The sequence below is a fragment of the Pseudomonas sp. KH_027 genome, assembly GCF_057838565.1.
In genome coordinates this window covers 645,666-663,807 of the sequence record NZ_CM174470.1, presented here as the reverse complement: position 1 = coordinate 663,807, position 18,142 = coordinate 645,666, and the positions used below count along the sequence as shown (strand labels likewise).

The window sequence follows — 18,142 nt, the reverse complement described above, 5'->3', positions numbered from 1 at the left end:
CGCCGACCTGAAAGGAACTCCCATGGCCCAAGCCATCGCCGCGTACCTGCACTTCCTCTCGATCTTCCTGCTGTTCGCCCTGCTGACCCTCGAACACCTGTTGTTCAAACTGCCGCTGGATCTGGCCCGCGCGCGCAGCCTGATCCGCATCGACATGGCCTACGGTCTGACCGCCGGCCTGGTGCTGGTCACCGGCGCGGCGCGGGTGGTCTGGTACGGCAAGGGCACCGCCTACTACCTGCACAACAGCGTGTTCCACGCCAAGTTGGGGCTGTTCATCCTGGTAGGGTTGCTGTCGGTGCTGCCGACCTTCACCTTCCTCAACTGGCGCAATGCGCTAAAGGCCGGCCAGGTGCCGCAGGTCAGCCCACGGCAAGCCACGCTGACGCTCATGACCATTCGCCTGGAGCTGCTGTTGCTGCTGATTCTGCCGCTGCTGGCCAGCCTGATGGCGCGCGGTTATGGGGTGATCGGCTAAACGCTGCACTTTTTTAGCAAGCCCGGCAGGGACCGGGCTTGGTTATGGCCGAGCCGGGCCGTGGCTGTCGTGGACCAGCGCCAAGGGCCTGCGCCCGCCATCGGAACGCACGAAGCGTTCGATCTCATCCAGTACCGGTGCCAGCCGCCGTAACGGCAGCGCCAAGGTGGCGACCAGGCTGGTATGGCTGACGCGCGGAAAATACTGCTCCTGAACCGGAACCCCGGCGGCGCGCAGCTTGCTCGCCAGACCACCGGTATTGCGCTGCGGGTTGACCCGTTCGTCGTCCTCTGCCGCCAGCAACAGCGCAGGTGGCGCAGCGGCGCTGACGTGGTTGATCGGCTGCGAATCGACCGGTGAGTCCGGATAGAAAAACACTGGCTGCACGCTTTTGTTCTTGATCGGTAGAAAGTCGTAGGGCCCGGCCAGGCCGATCCAGCCGCGCATGACGCTCGGCTGCAGAGCGACCTCGGCGAGCAGGCGCGGATCAAGGGCGAGCATCGCAGCGTTATAGGCGCCGGCGCTGTGCCCCATCACGAACAACTGTGCGGGATCGCCGCCATAGCCGCTGATTTCACGGTTGATCCAGGCCAATGCCTGGGCACCGTCTTGCAGAAATGCCGGGTAGCGCACCTGCGGGTAGAGCCGGTAATCGGCGATAACCGCCACCAGGTCTTTGGATGCCAGCGCCTCGCCGACGAACCGATACTCCGCGCGCGCGCCGCTGTTCCAGCTGCCACCGTAGAAGAACACCACCACCGGCGCAGCCCCCCGCAGATCGCGCGGCGTGTAGACGTCGAGACGCTGGCGCGGATCGCGGCCATAAGCCAAGTCGACAACCTTGCTATAGCCCCCGCTGGGCGTCAGCGCATTCAAGACGCTCAGCGGCGAGCACGCCACCAGGGCGCCAAGCGCCAGGAGCAGCACAGCCGGCAGCAACAGCGGTTTGCCCAGCGCGCGCATGGCGACTCCTTGTTGGCTGCGCAGCAGGATCGGGCGGCGCAGGCCGGGTTAGGCCAGCGCTTCAGCTACAACCAACGCGGCCTCGGCGGTTAGCGCCCAGGCATAAGCCGGGGCGCTCCGGGCCCAGCCGATTACGACAGGTACGAGGAACGGGTCAGGCCCAGACGCAGGGCGTCGAGGAACTGGGTGCGTTCGCGGGCACTGATCTTGGCGCTGGCGACCTTGTCGCGGTAATGGGTCATCAACTCTTCCGGCGACAAGTGCACGTAACGCAGCATGTCCTCGATGGTGTCGTGGGTTTCGATCCCGGCGTGGTACACACTGCCGTCCGGGTTCTGGTAGATGTTCACCGAGTCGGTGTCACCGAACAGGTTGTGCATGTCGCCGAGGATTTCCTGGTAGGCGCCGACCAGGAAGATCCCCAGCAGGTAGTCCTCGCCCTCGCGCACTTCATGCACCGGCAGGCTGGTTTCGATGCTCTGCTCGTCGACGTACTGCTTGATCTTGCCGTCGGAGTCGCAGGTCAGGTCCTGCAGCACGGCGCGGCGTAGCGGCTCTTCGTCGAGGCGGTGCAGCGGCAGGATCGGCAGTACCTGGCCGATGGCCCAGGTGTCCGGCAGGCTCTGGAACACCGAGAAATTGCAGATGTACTTGTCGGCGAGCTTGTCGTTCAGTTCGTCCAGCACCTGGCGATGGGAACGCTGGCGCGCCTTCAGCGAGTTGTGCAGACGGCGGCAGACGGCGAAGTAGCACTGCTCGGCCAAGGCTTTCTGGGTCAGGCTGATTTTGCCGTCGGCGTACTGGGTAGCGACGTCGCTCATGTAGTGGGTGGCGCGCCAGTAGGTTTCGGTGACCATTTCCAGATCGGTCGGCCCGAGCAGGTCGACCAGCCATTGCACGGTTTCCGGCAGGCTTTCCTTGTCGTCGATCACCGGCATTTCATCGTTGTGCTTCTCGACGTCGGTCACCTGCACCACCAGCATCGCGTGGTGCGCGGTCAGCGACCGGCCGCTCTCGGAGAAGATATGCGGGTGCGGCAGTTCCTGGGCGTCGCAGAACTCTTTCAACATGCCGACGACTACGCCGGCGTAGTCGTCCATGTCGTAGTTGATCGAGCTGGCGTTGCGCGAGTGGGTGCCGTCGTAGTCGACCCCCAGGCCACCGCCGACGTCGATATGGTCGACCGGCAGGCCAAGGCCGCGCAGCTCGCCGTAGTAACGGATGGCCTCCTTGAAGCCGTGCTGGTAGTCGGCCAGGTTGGCGATCTGCGAGCCCATGTGGAAATGCAGCAGGCGGATGCCTTGATCCAGACCGGCCTTGCGGAAGCGCTCGACCACCGACAACAGCTGCGCCGCCGACAGGCCGAACTTGGACTTCTCGCCACCGGTATCGGCCCATTTGCTCGACGCCAGGGACGACAGGCGCACGCGCAGGCCGACCTGCGGAGCGACCTTCAGCTCGGCCGCCTCCTCGATCACCAACTGCACCTCGGATTCTTTCTCGATGACGATGAATACGTTGTGGCCGAGCTTCTGCCCGATCAGCGCCAGGCGAATGAACTCGCGGTCCTTGTAGCCATTGCAGACGATGGTGCCGCCCTTCGGCGCCAGCGCCAGCACAGCCAGCAGTTCGGGCTTGGAGCCGGCTTCCAGGCCGATGGAAACGTCCTGGGTGGCGATGATGTTTTCCACCACCGCCTCCTGCTGGTTGACCTTGATCGGGTACAGCGCGGTGTAGCGGCTCTGGTACTCGAGACGGGCGATATTGGCGTCGAAGGCACCGGTCAGCTGGCGCACGCGGTCTTGCAGGATGTCCGGGAAACGCACCAGCAGCGGCAGCGACAGGCCGCTCTGGCGCAGTTGTGCAACCTGGGCGAACAGATCGATCGGCGCACTCTGCGGGCCACTGGGGCGCACTTCGACGCGACCGGCGTCGTTGATCGCGAAATAGCCGGCGCCCCAATGGCGAATGCCATAGACGCTACGGCTGTCCGCTACCGTCCACTGGCTACCGTCATCTTTACGTGTGCGTCGTACGGACATCGAGGTCCCCTTATCAAGAAGTCAAAAGCTCCGACCACGCCGGACCGAAGCAGAATAAGCAGTGGAAATGACGATTACTGAGGTGTTGACCCAGGGTGCGAAGCAGAAGTTTAGAAACCAGCGGATCAGCCGCCCGATTTCTTCGCCTTGAAGCCCTGCTTGATCAGCTCATCGAGCAGCAATTGCACGTGGTCGCCCTGAATCTCGATGATCCCGTCTTTCAACGAGCCACCGCAGCCGCAGCGCCGCTTGAGCTGGCTGGCCAACTCCTTGAGCGATTCTTCGGCCAGCGGCACACCACTGATGGTAGTCACCGTTTTGCCGCCACGACCTTTGGATTCGCGACGCACACGGGCAATACCATCGCCATCGGGAATGACAGTTCGTTTGCAGATACAGGCATCCACCGGCTGGCTGCAGTCCGGGCAATGCCGGCCTGCATCGGTGGAAAACACCAAACCGCCAAGGGCGGCAAAGGACGAAGCTTTCTTGACCACCGGGCTATCCTCGTAGGGGTCAGAAGGGTCTATCTCAGCAGCTGATTATCGACATAGACCTGAAAGCGACTGGCTGACCATGGTCAGCCGCGAAGCCCCACTCTGGCAGGGGCAGCGCACCTGGGCCGGGAGGCTCAGGCTTGAAAGGCCGCGCAGTGTACCGGCAAAAACCAGCAATGCTAATAGCGAAATTGCGCCATTAATCGGCGGATACGCGACTTGAGCGCTTTTCACCCCGCGCGACGGGCGGGATAACGCCCGTGCCACGCGCCTGACGAGCACCGCGACTAGCCCAGATAACGCTTGAGCGCCGCCAGGGAGTCGGGACAAAACGGCGTGTCCTGCGCCAGCGCCAGTGCCGCCGCGACCGAGATGAAGCGCGCCTCCAGCACTTCTTCCGGCTGCAACCGCAGCGGCGCATCGGAAACAGCGGAAAACACCGCGCACCAGAGCCGGTTGTCCGGCTGATCGAAGAAAAAATGCTCGTGCTCACGCAACGGCACGTCGGCGATCCCCAGCTCTTCTTCCAGCTCGCGGGCCGCGGACTCGGCGTAACCCTCGCCCTCCAGCACCATGCCGCCCGCGGCGACATCCCAGTAGCCGGGGTACAGCGCCTTGCTCAACGTGCGCCGATGCACGCAGAGTTCGCCGGCCGAGTTGAACAACAGGATGAAGGTGCCACGGCCGATCAGCCCCTGCTCGCGCAGGGCCAACCGCGGCATGCCGCCGAGCAACCGGTCCGCCTCATCGACCCAGGCGATGCGCTCGGCGTCCGAGGCGGCGCGGTGGGCCGCCTCGCTCGCGGAAACAGCCATCGATCAGCCCTGGCTCAGCAACTGACGCAGGTCGATGATCGCGGCATTGGCGCGCGAGATGTAGTTGGCCATCACCAGCGAGTGATTGGCCAGCACACCGTAGCCGCTGCCATTGAGGATCATCGGGCTCCACAATGGCTCCTGCGACGCCTCCAGCTCGCGGATGATCTGCCGCACGCTGACGGCGGCGTTCTTCTTCGCCAGCACATCGGCGAAGTCCACCTCGATCGCCCGCAACAGGTGCGACAGGGCCCAGGCCTGGCCTCGCGCCTCATAGAACACGTTGTCGATCTGCAGCCACGGTGTTTCATAGGTTTCTTCGCTGACCACCGGTGCCTCACCGGCGGCGGCCTGCGCGGCATCGTTCTTCTGCCCGGTGTTCAGGCGGATCTGCCCGACGCTGGCGGACAGGCGCTGGGACAAGGACCCCAAGCGCGTGGCGGTATCGCCCAGCCAGCTGTTCAGGTTGTCGGCCCGGGTGTAGAACTGCGCGTTCGGCTGGGCCGGGTCGGCCAGGCGGGCCAGGTAACGATCCAGCGACTTGATCCCTTCGCGGTATTCCGCTTCGCTTTCCGGCAGGGCCCAACTTTTATTGTCGAAGTTGAAGCGCGGCTCGGCCTTGGCCAAATCCGCATCTTCGGTGGACTGGCTTTGCGAGCGGGCGAAATCCTTGCGCAAGGCCCGCGACAGGTCGCGCACCTGCACCAGCACGCCGTACTCCCAGCTCGGCATGTTGTCCAGCCACAGGCCGGGCGGAGCGATGTCGTTGGACAGGTAGCCACCCGGCTTGTCGAGCAGGGTGCCGACGACCTTTTTCAAGGTTTCTACCGTGGTGTAGCCACTCACCAACTGCCGCTGCGCCTTCTGTGCCGCGGCCTGGGCATTCTGTTGCACCGGGAACAGCTCGGGCTCCAGGCTCCAGTACCAGCCGACCACCAGCGCCACCAACAGATAGAGCCCCAGCAACGTGCCCAGCGCCCGACTGAGCCAGAGGCCGCCGACGTAGCTGCGCACGTCATCCACCGAGTCATCGACACTGTCGCGCAAGCTGCCCGCGCGGTTCTTCCAGTTCAGCATGGCCATGTCCTTCAAATCATCGAGTTCAGGTGTTCGACCACAATCCCGCTCCAGGGTTGCCGTCCGGTCCTGCACTATAAGGGAAGCGCCGGGCATGCGCAGCGCGACCGTGCAAACTTAGAGCGGGTTGAACATCCTCGGGGGCTATCGGTCCTATCCTCTGCCGGGCAATAGATCGAAGGTTGATCACAAATGATCGGCGGTACTACCGTACCCAAACACGAGTGGTAGCATGGAGCCATCACTCAAATCGCCGCGTGGCGATAGCGCACAATAAGAAGTCAGGCCATGACCGAGCAAGAAGACCCCAGCAGCGACCGCCTCAAACACCACTTTGCACAACGCGTCATTCACCAAGCGCGACAAGTGCTGGAAGTCTGGCAACGGCTGCAACAGAGCGATTGGAACAACGCCGAACTGGCCGAGGCCAACCTGCGACTGCTGCGTTATGCCGAGCGCTTCGAGCAAGCCGAACACGCGCAACTGGCACAAGGCATCGCCAACTGCCTGGAAGCCAGCAGCGCCAATCGCGGGCGCCTGACCAGCGACCTGATCACCGAACTCAACCAGCTTATGCAAAGGTTGTCGCGCACCGGCTTGCGGCATGGCGACCAGTTCGAGCAAACCTTTCTGCCACCGCTGCGCAAGCCGGTCTACCTGGCCTTGCAGGATCGCGAGCGCGCCGAACGCCTGGCTCAGCAGCTGGAGTTCTTCGGCTTGATCGCCCAGCCGTTCGACAGCGCCAATGCCTTTCGCTCCGCCATGATCGAGCGCCACCCGGCCGCCATCCTCATGGAAGTCGACTTTTCCGGCCCGGGCCTCGGCCTGCAACTGGCGGCCGATATCCAGCAAGGGCTGGAGCAGAAGTTGCCGCTGCTGTTCTTCAGCCACGAAGAAACCGACACCCCGACCCGCCTGGCAGCCGTGCGCGCCGGCGGCCAAGAGTTCTTCACCGGCAGCCTGGACGCCTCCATGCTGCTGGAACGGATCGAAATTCTCACCCATGTGGCGCAGTACGACCCCTACCGCGTACTGATCATCGACGACTCCCGCGCCCAGGCCACGCACACCGAGCGCGTGCTCAACAGTGCCGGCATCGTCACCCACACGCTGGTCGACCCGATCCAGGCAATGAGCGCGCTGGCCGAGTTCCAGCCAGACTTGGTGATCCTCGATATGTACATGCCGGAATGCAACGGCACCGAACTGGCCAAGGTGATCCGCCACAACGACCGCTACGTCAGCGTGCCGATCATCTACCTGTCGGCCGAAGACGACCTGGACAAGCAGCTCGATGCGATGAGCGAGGGCGGCGACGACTTCCTCACCAAACCGATCAAGCCACGCCACCTGATCGCCACCGTACGCAACCGCGCCGCCCGCGCGCGCAATCTGAAGGCGCGGATGGTGCGCGACAGCCTGACCGGCCTGTACAACCACACCCATATCCTGCAACTGCTCGAAGACGCCCGCTCGCGTGCGCGCCGCGACAGCCAGCCACTGTCCTTCGCCATGCTCGATATCGACTACTTCAAGAAGGTCAATGACGTTTATGGCCACCCGATGGGCGATCGGGTGATCAAGAGCCTGGCGCTATTTCTCAAGCAGCGCCTGCGCAAAACCGACCACATCGGCCGCTACGGCGGCGAAGAGTTCGCCGTGGTACTGCCGAACACCGATGCCGATACCGCGCGCAAGGTGATCGACGAAATCCGCCGGCGCTTCGCCGAGATCCGCTACCCGGCACAGCCACAGGATCTGTCGTGTACCTTCAGCTGCGGCATCGCACAACTGAACGGCAGCACAGACAGCAACACCCTGTCGAAACAGGCTGACGAAGCGCTGTACGTGGCCAAGCATGGCGGGCGCAACCGGGTGGATATCTTCACCGGCTAGACGGCGTCGACTCATCCACGCTCGACCGACACAGCGTGATCCTCGTCACGCTGTCATCACCCTGCAATGAAAGCGCAATAAATTCACAGGCTTACCGTTCCGCCGTCGGTCGAGCCGCATATGCGCCTGAAGCTACTCACCAATCTCAACACCCTGTTACTGGTCGCCGCTTGCCTGGCCCTGGGCGCAACCCTCTGGTGGTCGCAGCGCGCCCTGGAACGCCCCTACCTGCTGATGGAGCGCTACCTGAGCCTGTCGCAGCAGTTCCAGACCGAGGTCGCTGGCAATATTCAAAGCTATCTGGCCAGCGGCGACGCGCTGCGCCATAGCCGCGCCAGCCAGGCCATCGACAGCCTGCAACAGGCCCTCGGCGAACTGCCCACGCCACTGGCCGACAACCTGCGCCCGAGCCTCGATGAACTGCAGAGGTACAGCGCTGACGAACTGCTCGCCGCCGGTAAACTGGCCGGCGATCCCCAAGGGCTGTTACTGCAAGCCGAACGCGAGATGGTCGGCGCCCTGGAGCAATTGGCCCAGTACGCCGAGACCGGCGCCAGCGCCGCCGCCGACTACCGCGCCCCACTGCTGCACGCGGCCCAACACCTGACCCGCCTCAGCCATGCGCGCGGCAAGCTGGTCAGCAGCGGCCGCGACGAGCTGGCGGCGGATATCGAACGCGAACTCAGCGCCCTCGATCGCCAGGCCGCAAGCCTGGACGCGCTGCCACTGCTGGGCGTTGCCGACAGCGCCGAATCCGCCACCGATGATTTCGCCGCGATGATGGGGTTGGCCAGCGACAGCCCGAGCCAGCAGGCGGAAGACCGTGGCATTGCGCTCAAACGCGACTTCGCCAGCCTGCTCAAACGCTACCCAGCGGAACTGGCGCGCACCCGCGAGCTGATCCAGCGCCGGGCCGAACTGGCCAGCAGCACCACGGCCAAAGTCGGCGCCGCGCAACAAGCCCTGGCCGCCCTGGCCCCGGCGGTGCGCGCCGAACATGGGCGCATCCAGGGCGAGGTGCGCTTGCTGCAGGGCCTGATGATCGGCCTGATCCTGCTGATCGCCTTGACCATCGACACCATCCAGCGTCGCCTCAGCAATGTGCTCAGCCGCCTGGCCCCGGCGCTCTCGGCCTGGGCCGAGGGCGACTTCGGCGCCGACATCCGCCTGGACACGCGGACCCGCGAATTGCGCGACATCGAAGAATCCCTCAACCGTCTGCGCGCCTATCTGGTCGACCTGGTCGGCACCATTCGCCTGCACGCCGCACAGGTCGCCGGCAGCAGCCGCACCCTGGCCGAACTGAGCAGCGGCCTGCACAGCGGTGCCGAGCGCCAGGCCGGCGACACCGAACAGATCCGCGACGCGCTGGGCGACCTGGAGTCGACCATCCAACAGGTCGCCGGCGATGCCAGCCACGCCGCCGACGCCAGTCGTGAGGCTGGCCGTGCGCTGGAGCACGGGCAACACGTGATCGGCCAAAGCCTGACCGGGCTGCACACGCTGGTCGGCGAGGTGCAGGGCAATGCTCAGGCGATCGAGCGCCTGGCGGAAGAGTCGGCGACCATCGGCAGCGTGCTGACGGTGATCCGTTCCATCGCCGAGCAGACCAACCTGCTGGCCCTGAACGCTGCCATCGAGGCCGCCCGCGCCGGGGAAAGCGGGCGCGGCTTCGCCGTGGTGGCCGAAGAGGTACGCTCCCTGGCTCAGCGCACCGCTGGCGCCACCGGCGAGATCCAGCAACTGATCGCACGCCTGCAACAGGCGGCCAGGCAGTCGCTGGACGCCATGCGCACCCAGGTCGAGCACGCCGAGGCCACTGCCAGCCAGGCCCAGGCCGCCGACGGCGCGCTGGACGAAATCGTCGCGGCGATCCGCACCATCGCCAGCATGGCCGAACGCATTGCCGATGCCACCGCCCAGCAAAGCGGAGCCGTCAGCGAGATCCGCGGCCATAGCGAGCGCATCCACCAGCTCGGCGGCGACAACCTGCTGCGCATCGGCCACGGGCGCAGCCAAGGCGAGCAACTACTGGCGCTGGGCGGCCAATTGCATACGGCGGTGCAGGCGTTTCGACTGTAAACCGTAACCGCTCCTCCGACCTGCGCGCCTATGCCACAACCCGTTACGCAGCCGCCGGGTCGTAGCGGGCGGCTTTCCGTTATCATGGCGCCATCTTCGACGTGCGAGACCTCCATGCGCCGCCTGCTCAGCCTGATTCTGCTGTTGCTCGCCCTGCCTGCCAGTGCGGGCCTTTTCGACAACCGCCCAAGCCCGACGACACTCGGTGCGCCACTGAACAACAGCGCGGACTTCCTGCCGGTGCGCGAAGCCTTCCGCCTGAGCGTGGTGGACAGCAACGCGCAGTCGGTCAAGCTGCGCTTTGTCGCCGCCGAGGGCTACTACCTCTACCGCCACCGCTTCCAGTTCCGGATCGAACCCTCGGATATCGCCAACGGCGCAGCGCAATTACCGGCCGGCAAACAGAAAACCGACCAGTACTTCGGCGAGGTCGAGGTGTACTACGGCGTACTCGAGGTCGAGTTGCCGCTGAAAAACCCCTACAACCTGCCCTTCAGCTTGCACGTGACCTATCAGGGCTGCGCCGACAAGGGCCTTTGCTACCCACCGGAAACCGAACGCCTGGAGATTGGTGACGGCGCGGCGACCAAGAGCCCGGCCGCCGCCAGCGATGCCGCCACGTCCAAGCCCGTCAACGGCGGCTGGAGCTGGCGCGAACTGGCATTGTTCTTCCTTGCCGGCCTCGGTCTGACCTTCACGCCTTGTGTGCTGCCGATGCTGCCGATCCTCTCCGGGGTGGTGCTGCGCGGGCAGATTGGCGGCGTGCGCGGCTTGACCCTGTCGCTCGCCTATGTACTGCCGATGGCCGCCTGCTTCGCCCTGCTCGGTGCGCTGATGGGCATATTCGGCGCCGAGCTGAACCTGCAGGCACGCCTGCAATCGGCCTGGGTACTGGTGCCCTTCGCATTGTTCTTCAGCCTGTTCGCCCTGGCCATGTTCGGGGTGTTCGAGCTGCGCCTGCCGCGGCTGCTCAGCGAACCGCTGGACCGCTTGGCGAGCAACGCTAAAGGGGGCTCGGTATGGGGCGCGGCGTTGCTCGGGGTGCTCTCCAGCCTGCTGGTTTCGCCCTGCGTGTCCGCGCCCCTGGCCGGTGCGCTGCTGTATATCAGCGCCAGCGGCGATGCCCTCGGCGGCGGGCTCAAGCTGTTCGCCCTGGGCCTCGGCATGGGCGCGCCGCTGGTACTCTTCGCAACGGGTGGCGGCACGCTGCTGCCGAAAAGCGGCACCTGGATGCTGATCGTGCGCAACGCTTTCGGCGTATTGCTGCTGGCCGTGGCCGTCTGGCTGCTCGAACGGGTGCTGCCCGGCAACTGGGCACTGGCGCTCTGGGGCCTGCTGGCCGGCGGAGTGGCGCTGTTCCTCGGCGCCCTGGAGTTCAGCTACAAGCCACCGCGGCAGCGCCTGGCGCAACTGGCCGGCCTGGGCCTGCTGGTGTACGCCCTGACGGCCTGGGTCGGCGCGCTGCAAGGCGAAACCGACCCGCTGCGCCCGCTCGGCAGCCCATCGCTGGTCGGCAGTCCGGCAAGCGGCGGCAACACGGCCGCCAGCGCCACCTGGCAAACGCTGAAAACCCCAAGCGAGCTCGACGCCGCCCTGGCCGCCGCCAAAGCGGCCAACCAGCCACTGTTGCTCGACTGGTACGCCGACTGGTGCATCAGTTGCAAAGTGATCGAACGCGAAGTGCTGAACGCTCCGCAAGTGGTCAGCCAGCTCGGCGGCTATCGGCTGATTCGCTTCGACATCACCGAAAGCACGCCCGAACAACGCGCCCTGCTCGACCGCTACCAATTGTTCGGCCCGCCGGCGATTCTGTTTTTCTCGCCCAAGGGTGACGAATGGGCGGATATCCGTGTCGTAGGAGAGATCGACGCCCTCGACTTTGCCGAGCGGCTGCGCAAAGCCAGCACCCGTTAAAGCGTCACGGTCATATATTTGCCGCAATCAGCGGCCATTGTGCTGGCTATTGCCGACAACTGGACAGCCTTTAGCGCCTGCGGCATAGTCCGACGCAGCGCGAAAAGAAGGGAAACAACAATATGGCTACCTTACTGGTATTGCACGGCCCCAACCTGAACCTGCTGGGCACTCGCGAACCGGGCGTCTATGGCGCCGTCACCCTCGAACAGATCAACCTCGATCTGGAGCGCCGCGCCCGTGAAGCCGGCCACCACCTGCTGTACCTGCAGAGCAATGCCGAGTACGAGCTGATCGAGCGCATCCATGCCGCACGGGGCGAGGGTGTGGACTTCATCCTGATCAATCCGGCGGCATTTACACATACCAGCGTCGCATTACGTGACGCGCTGCTGGCGGTGAGCATCCCATTCATCGAAGTGCATCTGTCCAACGTGCATAAACGCGAACCTTTCCGCCATCACTCCTACTTTTCAGATGTAGCGGTGGGAGTGATCTGCGGCCTTGGCGCCAGTGGTTATCGACTGGCCCTGGAGGCCGCCCTGGAACAACTTGAACGCCCCTGACCTTACCCTTGGGAGTTGCTGATTAATGGATATTCGTAAAGTTAAGAAACTCATCGAACTGCTGGAAGAGTCCGGCATCGACGAATTGGAGATCCGTGAGGGCGAAGAGTCCGTACGCATCAGCCGCCACGGCAAGCAACCGCAGTACGCCGCACCGCAGATGTATGCGGCCCCGGCTCCCGCACCTGTCGCGGCCGCCCCGGCACCCGCCGCCGAAGCCGCGGCGCCTGCCGCCGCCAAGCTGAACGGCAATGTGGTGCGCTCGCCGATGGTTGGCACCTTCTACCGCACCCCGGCACCGACTTCGCCAGCCTTCGTCGAAATCGGCCAGAGCGTGAAGAAAGGCGACATCCTCTGCATCGTCGAAGCGATGAAGATGATGAACCACATCGAAGCTGAAACCAGCGGCGTTATCGAATCCATCTTGGTGGAAAACGGCCAGCCGGTGGAATACGACCAGCCGCTGTTCACCATCGTTTGAACCGCGGAGAGCCTGCGATGTTGGAAAAAGTTCTGATCGCCAACCGCGGCGAAATTGCCCTGCGCATCCTGCGCGCCTGCAAGGAACTGGGTATCAAGACCGTCGCGGTGTACTCCACCGCCGACCGTGAATTGATGCACCTGGGCCTGGCGGACGAGACGGTGTGCATCGGCCCAGGCCCTGCGGCGAAATCCTATCTGCATATCCCGGCCATCATCGCGGCGGCCGAAGTAACCGGCGCCACGGCGATTCACCCGGGCTACGGCTTCCTCGCGGAAAACGCCGACTTTGCCGAACAGGTGGAAAAATCCGGCTTCGCCTTCATCGGCCCGAAAGCCGAAACCATTCGCCTGATGGGCGACAAGGTTTCCGCCAAGCACGCCATGATCGCCGCTGGCGTACCGACCGTTCCCGGTTCCGACGGCCCGCTGCCGGAAGACGAAGAAACCGCGCTGCGCATCGGCCGTGAAGTCGGCTACCCGGTGATCATCAAAGCCGCTGGCGGTGGCGGTGGTCGCGGCATGCGCGTGGTGCATGACGAAGAAGACCTGATCAAGTCAGCCAAACTGACACGTACCGAAGCGGGTGCAGCCTTCGGCAACCCGATGGTCTACCTGGAAAAATTCCTCACCAACCCACGCCATGTGGAAGTGCAGGTATTGTCCGACGGCCAGGGCAACGCCATTCACCTGGGTGACCGCGACTGCTCGCTGCAACGCCGCCACCAGAAGGTCCTGGAAGAAGCGCCAGCCCCGGGCATCGACGAGAAAGCCCGGCAGGAAGTCTTCGCTCGCTGCGTCAAGGCCTGCATCGACATCGGCTATCGCGGCGCCGGCACCTTCGAGTTCCTCTACGAGAACGGCAGCTTCTACTTCATCGAGATGAACACCCGCGTACAGGTGGAGCATCCGGTGTCGGAGATGGTTACCGGTGTCGATATCGTCAAGGAAATGCTCAGCATCGCGGCGGGCAACAAGCTGTCGATCAAGCAGGAAGATGTCGTGATCCGCGGCCACGCGCTGGAATGCCGGATCAACGCGGAAGACCCTTCGACCTTCATGCCGAGCCCTGGCAAGGTCAAGCACTTCCACGCGCCGGGCGGCAATGGCGTGCGCGTCGATTCGCACCTCTACAGTGGCTACAACGTGCCGCCGAACTACGATTCGTTGATCGGCAAGCTGATCACCTACGGCGCCACCCGCGATGAAGCCCTGGCGCGCATGCGCAATGCCCTGGACGAAATCGTGGTCGACGGGATCAAAACCAACATCCCGCTGCACCGCGACCTGGTTCGTGACAAGGGCTTCTGCAAAGGCGGCGTCAACATCCATTACCTGGAAAAGAAACTGGGTATGGATAAGCACTAAGCTGCTTGCTGCACCACGACAAGGGCTGCCCACGGGCGGCCCTTGTCGTTTGCGCCTAACCTGAAGCGGTGGAAGCCAACCCGCCCCTCAAGTAAGCTTGCCCGCCAATTGCGCCAGCCCCTGTCATCGGCTCGCCGCGTCATCGCTCAAGAGGTTTGTCATGCCCTGGTTACAAGTCCGTCTCGCCATCAGCCCGGAACAGGCAGAAACCTACGAAGACGCGCTGCTCGGCGTTGGTGCCGTGTCGGTGACCTTCATGGACGCCGAAGACCAACCGATCTATGAGCCCGACCTTGGCACCACGCCACTCTGGTCGCGCACGCACCTGCTCGCCCTATTCGAAGCCGACGTCGACGAAACCAATCTGCTGGCGCACCTGACACTGCTGACCGGCGCGCCACTGCCGAACCATCAGATCGAGCGCATTGAAGACCAGGACTGGGAACGCAGCTGGATGGACAACTTCCAACCGATGCGTTTCGGCCAACGCTTGTGGATCGTGCCGAGCTGGCATGCCGCGCCGGAGCCGGAGGCGGTCAACCTGCTGCTCGATCCGGGCCTGGCCTTTGGCACCGGCACCCACCCGACCACCGCACTGTGCCTGGAATGGCTGGACGGTCAGGAGCTGCAAGGCTGCAACGTACTGGATTTCGGCTGCGGCTCCGGCATTCTCGCCATCGCCGCCCTGCTGTTGGGCGCCAAACAGGCAGTCGGCACCGATATCGACCCGCAAGCGCTGGAAGCTTCGCGTGACAACGCCGGGCGCAACGGCATCGACCCGGCACTGTTCCCGCTCTACCTGCCAGCCGATCTGCCGCCACAGCCGGCTCAGGTGGTGGTCGCCAACATTCTGGCCGGCCCGCTGGTGCAACTCGCCGCGCAAATCACCTCGCTGGTACAGCCCAACGGGCGCCTGGCCTTGTCGGGCATCCTCGCCGAACAGGCCGAAGAAGTGCGGGCGGCCTACAGCGAGGCTTTCGAACTGGACCCGACCGCCGAAAAAGATGGCTGGGTGCGCATCAGCGGGCGCCGTCGCTGAAGGCCGAATTCAGGTTGTTGTAAGCGCTGCGGAGCATCAACCGGCTCCGAGGCGCCATCCGCGGCGACCTTGAGTTAGACTAGGCGTCCCGAGTTACTCGCGTAGAACACTGCATGACCGCCAGCTTCGTCACCCAATGCCCCCATTGCCGCACCAGTTTTCGCGTAAGTCGCGCGCAACTGGGCGCAGCCCATGGCGCAGTGCGTTGCGGGGCCTGCCTGCATGTGTTCAATGCCGCACAACAGTTGCTCGGCGAACCAGCGGCCATCGCCAGCCCGCCGCCAGCCGCGCAACCGCCGCGCCAGACCATCCCGGTCCGGCAACCCGCCGCCGCGCCCGGCAAAGGCGTCAGCGATACCTTGTGGATCCACGACGACCTCGACCTCGACAGCCTCGATGAAGAGCTGGCCAAGCTCGAGCAGCAGGAGCTGCAACTTTCCCAGGAGTTCCTCGCCCTGGCGCCCGGCCCAAAATTGACCGAGGACCTGCTCAAGACGCCGGAGAAAGCCCGCGAGCCTCACGACGAAGGCTGGGCCGAGGCACTGCTCAGGGAGGAAGCCACACCGCATCCAGCACGCTTCAGCCCCACACCCGGCGCCCCACCGGCGCCAGAACCGACTCCCGCGGCGACGGTAGCAATGCCTGCCACCGAAACGCCCCTGCCGCGCCAACCGAACGCCGAGCCCGCAGCGCTCGACCAAGCCGATGAGGATGACGAGGCGCTGGACGACGGCTTCAAGCTCAGCGCCGAGCGCGACCAGCCGGATGCCAGCCTGTCCGCCACGAACACCCGTGACGACCCGGACAACACCTTTGCCGCCGTCAGAACCTTGCAGAATCCCGGGCGCAGCGAACCCGGCCTGCGCGACGAAGGGCTGTTCAACCTGACCGAAGAACCGCTGCAGCTCGACTGGCAAGAGCAGCGCAAACCCTGGGGCCGCTGGCTCGGCTGGGGCCTGCTGAACCTGATCGGTGCGCTCGCCCTGAGCAGCCAGTACATCGCCTACCATTTCGACGAACTGGCGCGCCAGGATCAGTACCGCCCCTGGTTCGAGCGGTTCTGCCCGAGCCTCGGCTGCAACCTGCCGTCGAAGGTCGAGATCAGCCTGATCAAGAGCAGCAACCTGGTGGTGCGCAGCCATCCGGAGTTCAGCGGCGCCCTGGTGGTGGACGCAATCCTCTACAACCGCGCCCCCTTCGCCCAGCCCTTCCCGCTGCTGGAAATCCGCTTCGCCGACATGAACGGTCAACTGCTAGCCAGTCGTCGTTTCAAACCCAGCGAATATCTAGCGGGCGAGCTTGCCGGGCAGGCCGAAATGCCACCGCAAACGCCAATCCATATTTCCTTGGACATTCTCGACCCAGGCACCAAAGCCGTGAATTACAGCTTGAGCTTCCACTCGCCCGAGTGATCGCAGGCACTGGATTTTGGCATTTTCACGGCCTTGTGCAGGCACCAAGGACCACCTATAACTGTTCAAAATTTATCCAGAACAACCTTTATCCAGTCATCGAGAGCGGGTATTATGCCAACCCTTTTTCGCACTCTCACATCCGCCTTTTCAGCAGGGAAGCCCCATGTCGGCGGTACGCATCGGTCCATACACATTGCCCAATCAGCTGATACTCGCCCCCATGGCGGGCGTCACTGATCGCCCGTTCCGCCAGCTTTGCCGTCACCTTGGCGCGGGCCTGGTGGTCTCGGAGATGGTCACCAGCGATATGAGCCTGTGGAACACCCGTAAATCGAGCCTGCGCCTGATGCATGCCGGCGACCCGGAACCGCGCTCGGTACAGATTGCCGGCGGCGACCCGCAGATGCTGGCCGACGCCGCGCGCGCGAATGTCGAGTTGGGTGCGCAAATCATCGACATCAACATGGGCTGCCCGGCCAAGAAGGTCTGCAACAAGGCCGCCGGCTCCGCGCTGCTGAAGGATGAAGCGCTGGTTAGCGCCATCCTGCAGGCCGTGGTAGCGGCAGTGGACGTACCGGTAACCCTGAAAATCCGTACCGGCTGGGATCGCGAGAACAAAAACGGCATTGCGGTGGCGAAGATCGCCGAGCAATCGGGCATTCAAGCGCTGGCCGTGCATGGCCGGACACGTGCGGACCTGTACACCGGCGAAGCCGAGTACGAGACCATCGCCGCGATCAAGCAGGCGGTGTCGATCCCGGTGTTCGCCAACGGCGATATCGACTCGCCGGAGAAAGCCCGGCAGGTGCTTGTCGCCACCGGCGCCGACGGCCTGCTGATCGGTCGCGCCGCGCAAGGGCGGCCGTGGATTTTTCGCGAGATCGAGCATTACCTGCGCACCGGCGATACGTTGCCGGCGCCAACGTTGTACGAGGTGGAACGCATTCTGCTAGAACATCTGGCCGAACTGCACAGTTTCTATGGCGATGTGATGGGCGTGCGTATCGCCCGCAAGCATGTCGGCTGGTACCTCGCCACCCTGCCGGGCGCCAGGGAGTTTCGCGCCCAATTCAATCGTCTGGAGAACACGGACGTGCAATGCGCCAGCGTTCGGCAGTTTTTCGCCGAACGTCATAATGACGGAGAAGGGGTGGCTGCATGACGATGATGACTGAGACATTAGTGAGTGGAACTGCATCCGTGACCGATAACGTCAATTTGAAACAGCACCTGAACACGCCGAGCGAAGAGGGCCAGACCCTACGCGGCAATGTGGAGAAGGCGCTGCACAACTACTTTGCCCACCTGGATGGGCAGGATGTCTGTGACGTCTACAACCTGGTGCTCTCCGAAGTTGAGGCGCCGCTGCTGGAGACCGTGATGAATTACGTCAAGGGCAACCAGACCAAGGCCTCCGAACTGCTCGGGCTGAACCGCGGTACGCTGCGCAAGAAGCTCAAGCAATACGACCTGCTGTAAGCATGCATTCAAACGAAGAAGGGCGGCCCCT

General features: G+C 64.0%; 15 protein-coding genes and 1 pseudogene. 11 read left to right on the top strand and 5 right to left on the bottom strand.

The features are described 5' to 3' along the window. Positions 1-22: 22 nt before the first annotated feature. Complete coding sequence (locus tag AC3IYG_RS03065; protein ID WP_489312250.1) at positions 23-478, top strand: DUF2214 family protein; 456 nt, start codon at positions 23-25, stop codon at positions 476-478. Between the two features lie 42 nt (positions 479-520). On the opposite strand, the gene AC3IYG_RS03060 is transcribed toward AC3IYG_RS03065, so the two are convergent. From AC3IYG_RS03060 to AC3IYG_RS03040, 5 genes are all read right to left on the bottom strand, one after another. Next, the gene (locus AC3IYG_RS03060) at positions 521-1,441 is read right to left on the bottom strand and encodes an alpha/beta hydrolase (protein WP_489312249.1); all 921 of its coding nucleotides are present in this window, start codon (positions 1,439-1,441) and stop codon (positions 521-523) included. Between the two features lie 131 nt (positions 1,442-1,572). Next, positions 1,573-3,483 (bottom strand): arginine decarboxylase, encoded by a 1,911-nt coding sequence (gene speA, locus AC3IYG_RS03055; protein ID WP_489312248.1) that lies wholly within the window; start codon positions 3,481-3,483, stop codon positions 1,573-1,575. A gap of 125 nt (positions 3,484-3,608) precedes the next feature. Then, complete coding sequence (locus AC3IYG_RS03050) at positions 3,609-3,980, bottom strand: translation initiation factor Sui1 (RefSeq protein WP_489312247.1); 372 nt, start codon at positions 3,978-3,980, stop codon at positions 3,609-3,611. 287 nt (positions 3,981-4,267) lie between these two features. Continuing rightward, positions 4,268-4,795 (bottom strand): NUDIX hydrolase, encoded by a 528-nt coding sequence (locus AC3IYG_RS03045; RefSeq protein WP_489312246.1) that lies wholly within the window; start codon positions 4,793-4,795, stop codon positions 4,268-4,270. A gap of 3 nt (positions 4,796-4,798) precedes the next feature. After that, positions 4,799-5,872, bottom strand: a complete 1,074-nt coding sequence (locus AC3IYG_RS03040) for a DUF2333 family protein (RefSeq protein WP_489312245.1) — start codon at positions 5,870-5,872, stop codon at positions 4,799-4,801. Between the two features lie 288 nt (positions 5,873-6,160). Between AC3IYG_RS03040 and AC3IYG_RS03035 the strand changes: the two genes are divergently transcribed. The 10 genes and pseudogenes from AC3IYG_RS03035 to fis all read left to right on the top strand — a co-directional run bounded on the left by AC3IYG_RS03035 (position 6,161) and on the right by fis (position 18,111). Then, the gene (locus tag AC3IYG_RS03035; protein ID WP_489312244.1) at positions 6,161-7,768 is read left to right on the top strand and encodes a diguanylate cyclase; all 1,608 of its coding nucleotides are present in this window, start codon (positions 6,161-6,163) and stop codon (positions 7,766-7,768) included. A 1,566-nt stretch (positions 7,769-9,334) separates the two neighbouring features. Next, positions 9,335-9,850, top strand: a pseudogene (locus AC3IYG_RS03030) (methyl-accepting chemotaxis protein); the annotation flags it as partial. A 114-nt stretch (positions 9,851-9,964) separates the two neighbouring features. Next, positions 9,965-11,764 (top strand): protein-disulfide reductase DsbD, encoded by a 1,800-nt coding sequence (locus AC3IYG_RS03025; RefSeq protein ID WP_489312242.1) that lies wholly within the window; start codon positions 9,965-9,967, stop codon positions 11,762-11,764. A 122-nt stretch (positions 11,765-11,886) separates the two neighbouring features. Then, positions 11,887-12,330, top strand: a complete 444-nt coding sequence (aroQ, locus tag AC3IYG_RS03020; RefSeq protein ID WP_489312241.1) for a type II 3-dehydroquinate dehydratase — start codon at positions 11,887-11,889, stop codon at positions 12,328-12,330. Positions 12,331-12,355: 25 nt separating this feature from the next. Beyond that, entirely contained in the window at positions 12,356-12,811 is a 456-nt protein-coding gene (gene accB / locus AC3IYG_RS03015; RefSeq protein ID WP_489312240.1) for an acetyl-CoA carboxylase biotin carboxyl carrier protein, read from the top strand. Positions 12,812-12,828: 17 nt separating this feature from the next. Then, positions 12,829-14,178 carry an acetyl-CoA carboxylase biotin carboxylase subunit gene (gene accC / locus AC3IYG_RS03010; RefSeq protein ID WP_489312239.1) on the top strand — a complete coding sequence of 450 codons (1,350 nt, stop codon included), beginning with the start codon at positions 12,829-12,831 and terminating at the stop codon, positions 14,176-14,178. Positions 14,179-14,338: 160 nt separating this feature from the next. Continuing rightward, the gene (gene prmA, locus AC3IYG_RS03005) at positions 14,339-15,217 is read left to right on the top strand and encodes a 50S ribosomal protein L11 methyltransferase (RefSeq protein WP_489312237.1); all 879 of its coding nucleotides are present in this window, start codon (positions 14,339-14,341) and stop codon (positions 15,215-15,217) included. A 113-nt stretch (positions 15,218-15,330) separates the two neighbouring features. Then, positions 15,331-16,629 (top strand): DUF3426 domain-containing protein, encoded by a 1,299-nt coding sequence (locus tag AC3IYG_RS03000; protein ID WP_489312236.1) that lies wholly within the window; start codon positions 15,331-15,333, stop codon positions 16,627-16,629. Between the two features lie 166 nt (positions 16,630-16,795). After that, positions 16,796-17,794 (top strand): tRNA dihydrouridine synthase DusB, encoded by a 999-nt coding sequence (dusB, locus tag AC3IYG_RS02995; protein WP_489312235.1) that lies wholly within the window; start codon positions 16,796-16,798, stop codon positions 17,792-17,794. Next, positions 17,791-18,111: a DNA-binding transcriptional regulator Fis gene (fis, locus tag AC3IYG_RS02990; protein ID WP_489312234.1), complete on the top strand. Its 321-nt coding sequence runs from the start codon at positions 17,791-17,793 to the stop codon at positions 18,109-18,111. Before dusB ends, fis begins: the two co-directional genes overlap by 4 nt. Positions 18,112-18,142 lie beyond the last annotated feature (31 nt).

Bases quoted from the DNA above. Each gene is read 5' to 3' on its own strand.
- fis (WP_489312234.1), top strand. From the start codon at position 17,791: ATGACGATGATGACTGAGACATTAGTGAGTGGAACTGCATCCGTGACC.
- AC3IYG_RS03040 (WP_489312245.1), bottom strand. From the start codon at position 5,872: ATGCTGAACTGGAAGAACCGCGCGGGCAGCTTGCGCGACAGTGTCGAT.
- dusB (WP_489312235.1), top strand. From the start codon at position 16,796: ATGTCGGCGGTACGCATCGGTCCATACACATTGCCCAATCAGCTGATA.
- AC3IYG_RS03035 (WP_489312244.1), top strand. From the start codon at position 6,161: ATGACCGAGCAAGAAGACCCCAGCAGCGACCGCCTCAAACACCACTTT.
- prmA (WP_489312237.1), top strand. From the start codon at position 14,339: ATGCCCTGGTTACAAGTCCGTCTCGCCATCAGCCCGGAACAGGCAGAA.
- speA (WP_489312248.1), bottom strand. From the start codon at position 3,483: ATGTCCGTACGACGCACACGTAAAGATGACGGTAGCCAGTGGACGGTA.
- accC (WP_489312239.1), top strand. From the start codon at position 12,829: ATGTTGGAAAAAGTTCTGATCGCCAACCGCGGCGAAATTGCCCTGCGC.
- AC3IYG_RS03045 (WP_489312246.1), bottom strand. From the start codon at position 4,795: ATGGCTGTTTCCGCGAGCGAGGCGGCCCACCGCGCCGCCTCGGACGCC.
- AC3IYG_RS03025 (WP_489312242.1), top strand. From the start codon at position 9,965: ATGCGCCGCCTGCTCAGCCTGATTCTGCTGTTGCTCGCCCTGCCTGCC.
- AC3IYG_RS03000 (WP_489312236.1), top strand. From the start codon at position 15,331: ATGACCGCCAGCTTCGTCACCCAATGCCCCCATTGCCGCACCAGTTTT.
- accB (WP_489312240.1), top strand. From the start codon at position 12,356: ATGGATATTCGTAAAGTTAAGAAACTCATCGAACTGCTGGAAGAGTCC.
- aroQ (WP_489312241.1), top strand. From the start codon at position 11,887: ATGGCTACCTTACTGGTATTGCACGGCCCCAACCTGAACCTGCTGGGC.
- AC3IYG_RS03065 (WP_489312250.1), top strand. From the start codon at position 23: ATGGCCCAAGCCATCGCCGCGTACCTGCACTTCCTCTCGATCTTCCTG.
- AC3IYG_RS03060 (WP_489312249.1), bottom strand. From the start codon at position 1,441: ATGCGCGCGCTGGGCAAACCGCTGTTGCTGCCGGCTGTGCTGCTCCTG.